Genomic DNA, 3,397 nt, shown 5'->3' on the forward strand with positions numbered 1-3,397 from the left:
CCCCCACACCTCCTTGGCCTTCTCGGGGACGAACAGGGTGGGCAGCCAGCCGTCGGCGATCTCGGCGGTCATGCGGACGTTGGCGGGGCCGAGGGAGGCGACGTACAGCGGCACCGCGGAACGCACCGGCCTGGTCAGGATCTTCAGGGGCTTGCCCAGGCCGCCGGGCCGGGGCATGTCCGTGATGCCGTGGTGGTCGATGACCTCGCGGCGCAGGATGCGGCGGGTCAGCTCGATGGTCTCGCGGGTACGGCCGAGAGGCTTGTCGTACGCCTTCCCGTGCCAGCCCTCGATCACCTGGGGGCCGGAGGCGCCCAGCCCGATGATCGCGCGGCCGCCCGACATGGCGTCGATGCCGGCGGCCGTCTGGGCGATGAGGGCGGGGGTGCGGGAGTAGACGTTGAGGATCGCCGAGCCGATCTTCATCCGCTCGGTGCGGGCGGCCAGATAGCCCATGATCGTGGGTGCGTCGAAGCCGTACGCCTCCGCGACCCAGACGGCGTCGAGGCCCGCCGACTCCAGCGCTGCGGCCCGGTCCGCGGCCGTGCGCGGGTCGGTCGCGTAGTCGAGGGGGATCGAGAGTTCCATCATTCGCCGTCCTTGTCGGGGTCGGTGATGAGCCGGGGTACGTCCCAGTCGCGGGCCACTTCCGTGGTGTCGGCGCCGGGCAGGGCGGGGCCGGTGCGGACGGTGGTGGGGGTCGCGGAGAAGCGGGGTGCGGGTGCGGGCTGGGTGATGCCCCCGTGGTCGGTGAAGGTGCCGCGGGCGGCCAGGTGCGGGTGGTCAGGGGCCTCGCGCAGGGACAGGACGGGGGCCACGCAGGCGTCGGAGCCCTCGAAGACGGCCGTCCACTCGTCCTGGGTACGGGACTTGAAGCGGGCGGCGACGCGCTCGCGCAGCTCTCCCCAGCGGGTCCAGTCCTTGCGGGCCGGGGCCAGGTCGTCGAGGTCCATCAGGTGCAGGAACTCCTCGTAGAACTGCCGCTCCAGGGCGCCGACCGCCATGTACCTGCCGTCGGCCGTCTCGTACGTCCCGTAGTAGGGGCAGCCGCCGTCCAGGAGGTTGGCACGGCGCCGGTCCTGCCAGCCGCCCGCGGCGAGCATGCCGTGGATCATCGCGGCGAGGTGCGAGGCGCCGTCCACGATCGCGGCGTCCACGACCTGGCCGGTGCCGGTTTCGCGCGCGTGGTGCAGCGCCGCGAGCACGCCGACCACCAGGTAGAGGGAGCCGCCCGCGTAGTCGCCCACCAGGTTGGCGGGAACGGCCGGGGGTTCGTTTGGGGCGCCGATCATGCCGAGGGTGCCGGTGAGGGCGATGTACGCGATGTCGTGGCCGGCGCGCTGGGCGAGGGGGCCCTCCTGGCCCCAGCCGGTCATCCGTCCGTAGACCAGTCGGGGGTTGCGGGCGTGACAGTCCCCGGGGCCGACGCCGAGCCGTTCGGCGACGCCGGGGCGGAAGCCCTCGATGAGGACGTCGGCCCGTTCGGCCAGGTCGAGGACGCGCGCGGGACCGTCAGCCGCCTTCAGGTCGACGAGGACCGAGCGCTTGTTGCGGTTGGTGACGTCGTACGCCGGGTCGACGGCCAGACCGTTGCCGCCCGGCCGGTCCACGCGCACGACGTCCGCGCCCAGGTCGGCGAGGAGCATCGCGGCGAACGGGCCCGGCCCGATGCCGGCCAGCTCGACCACGCGCACGCCCGCGAGCGGGCCGTCTCCCGGCGTCGGCGTCCCTGCCGTCGTCATACCGCCCCCAGCCATGTGACACAACTGATGTAACACCAGTGATGCTAAGAACGTGTTCCACCGGGCACAAGACCTGGACGAGCAAGCGCTTAGCCAAGTTACCCGGAAGTCGCGACCAGCGTGAGGTGCGCGAGGTCAGCGCGCGTCGAGTTCGGCTATGAGCCGCTTGGGGGCGATCACGCGGTAGCTCTCCTCGATCCAGTCGCACAGCAGCCCCGCCTTCGGGGCGCCGCTCTCCTGCAGCGGGATCCGCACCCAGCCCGCCCGGCCGAGGCCGTACCCCGCGGGTTCGGCGCCCGGAGAGGTCAGCGCGTGGGCGCGGGCCGACTCGTCCTTGAGCTTGACCGTGATGCCCACGGGGTGGCTGCCGTCGTCGACGCCCAGGAAGACGAACACCTTGCTGTTGACCTTCGCGACGCTCTCGCCCCACGGGAACTCCTCGGCCGTGCCCGGCAGCGCGAGCGCGAACGCGCGTGCTTTCTCCCACTTCTTCAGGACGTTCCTGGGCACGGCCATCGGCTGCCTCCGGGCTGGTCGTCGGGCTCGGCACCCTTCACGCTAGCCTCAGCCACCGACAGCGGCGCGGGTTGCACGACCGAGGGGTGTCATGAGCAGGCTGAACAGGACGGATCGTCCGTACGACATCGTGCTCTTCGGAGCCACGGGCTTCGTCGGGACACTCACCGCGGAGTACCTGGCCGCGCACGCGCCCGAGGGCCTGCGCTGGGCGATCGCCGGCCGTGACGAGAAGCGGCTGCGGGCGCTGCGCGACCGGCTGCCCGGCGGCGCGGAGGCGGGGATCCTGCGGGCGGACGTGGCCGAGCCGGAGACGCTGCGCGAACTCGCCGGGCACGCGCGCGTGGTGGCCTCCACCGTCGGCCCGTACGTCCAGTACGGCGAGGAACTCGTCGCCGCCTGCGCGGACACCGGGGCCGACTATCTCGACCTCACCGGCGAGCCCGAGTTCGTGGACCTGATGTACGTCCGCCACGACGCACGCGCCCGGGAGACCGGGGCCCGGCTGGTGCACGCCTGCGGCTTCGACTCGGTGCCGCACGACCTCGGGGTGTACTTCACCGTCCGGCAGCTGCCCGAGGGCGTGCCGCTGACCGTGGACGGATACGTGACCGCCGACGCCGCCTTCTCGGGCGGCACCCTCGCCTCGGCGCTGAACCAGATGGCCCGCGGCCGGCAGATGCTCGCCGCCGCGCGCGACCGCGGGCGCCACGAGCCGCGGCTGGTGGGACGCCGGGCGACGGCGCCGACGGGAGCCCCGCGGTACGCCAGGGAGGTCGGCGCCTGGGCCTTCCCGCTGCCGACCGTCGACGCGCAGATCGTGCGGAGGTCGGCGAAGGTCCTGGACCTCTACGGACATGTATTCAGCGACCGGCACTACGCGGCCGTCAGGCGGCTGCCCGTCGCACTCGGCGGGGTCGCGGCCGTGGGCGCGGTGGTGGCCGCCGCCCAGGTGCCGCCCGCCCGGCGCGGGCTGTCCGACCGGCTCCGGCCCGGGGAGGGGCCCAGCGCCGAGAAGCGGGCGAAGAGCTGGTTCTCGGTGCGCTTCGTCGGCGAGGGCGGCGGCCACCGCGTGTTCACGGAGGTCAGGGGCGGCGACCCCGGCTCCGACGAGACGGGGAAGAGATTCGCCCAGTCGG

General features: G+C 73.4%; 4 protein-coding genes. 1 reads left to right on the forward strand and 3 read right to left on the reverse strand.

Annotation, left to right across the window (positions count from 1 at the left end; all coding sequences use genetic code 11):
- From ACFW2E_RS43805 to ACFW2E_RS43815, 3 genes are all read right to left on the reverse strand, one after another.
- On the reverse strand, positions 1–588 hold a 588-nt coding region (locus tag ACFW2E_RS43805), incomplete at its 3' end, for an LLM class flavin-dependent oxidoreductase (protein ID WP_384476859.1).
- Positions 588–1,742 carry a CaiB/BaiF CoA transferase family protein gene (locus ACFW2E_RS43810; RefSeq protein ID WP_384476850.1) on the reverse strand — a complete coding sequence of 385 codons (1,155 nt, stop codon included), beginning with the start codon at positions 1,740–1,742 and terminating at the stop codon, positions 588–590. The genes ACFW2E_RS43810 and ACFW2E_RS43805, both read right to left, overlap by 1 nt.
- 135 nt (positions 1,743–1,877) lie before the next feature.
- A complete protein-coding gene (locus ACFW2E_RS43815) occupies positions 1,878–2,258 on the reverse strand; it encodes an MmcQ/YjbR family DNA-binding protein (RefSeq protein ID WP_384476853.1) in 381 nt (126 codons plus the stop codon).
- Between the two features lie 91 nt (positions 2,259–2,349).
- On the opposite strand from ACFW2E_RS43815, the gene ACFW2E_RS43820 reads away from it, so the two are divergent.
- The coding region (locus tag ACFW2E_RS43820) for a saccharopine dehydrogenase family protein (RefSeq protein WP_384476856.1) at positions 2,350–3,397 on the forward strand (1,048 nt) is incomplete at its 3' end.

Source organism: Streptomyces sp. NPDC058964, assembly GCF_042741275.1.
In the GTDB taxonomy this organism is placed as follows: Bacteria; Actinomycetota; Actinomycetes; order Streptomycetales; family Streptomycetaceae; genus Streptomyces.

Bases quoted from the DNA above. Each gene is read 5' to 3' on its own strand.
- ACFW2E_RS43815 (WP_384476853.1), bottom strand. From the start codon at position 2,258: ATGGCCGTGCCCAGGAACGTCCTGAAGAAGTGGGAGAAAGCACGCGCG.
- ACFW2E_RS43810 (WP_384476850.1), bottom strand. From the start codon at position 1,742: ATGACGACGGCAGGGACGCCGACGCCGGGAGACGGCCCGCTCGCGGGC.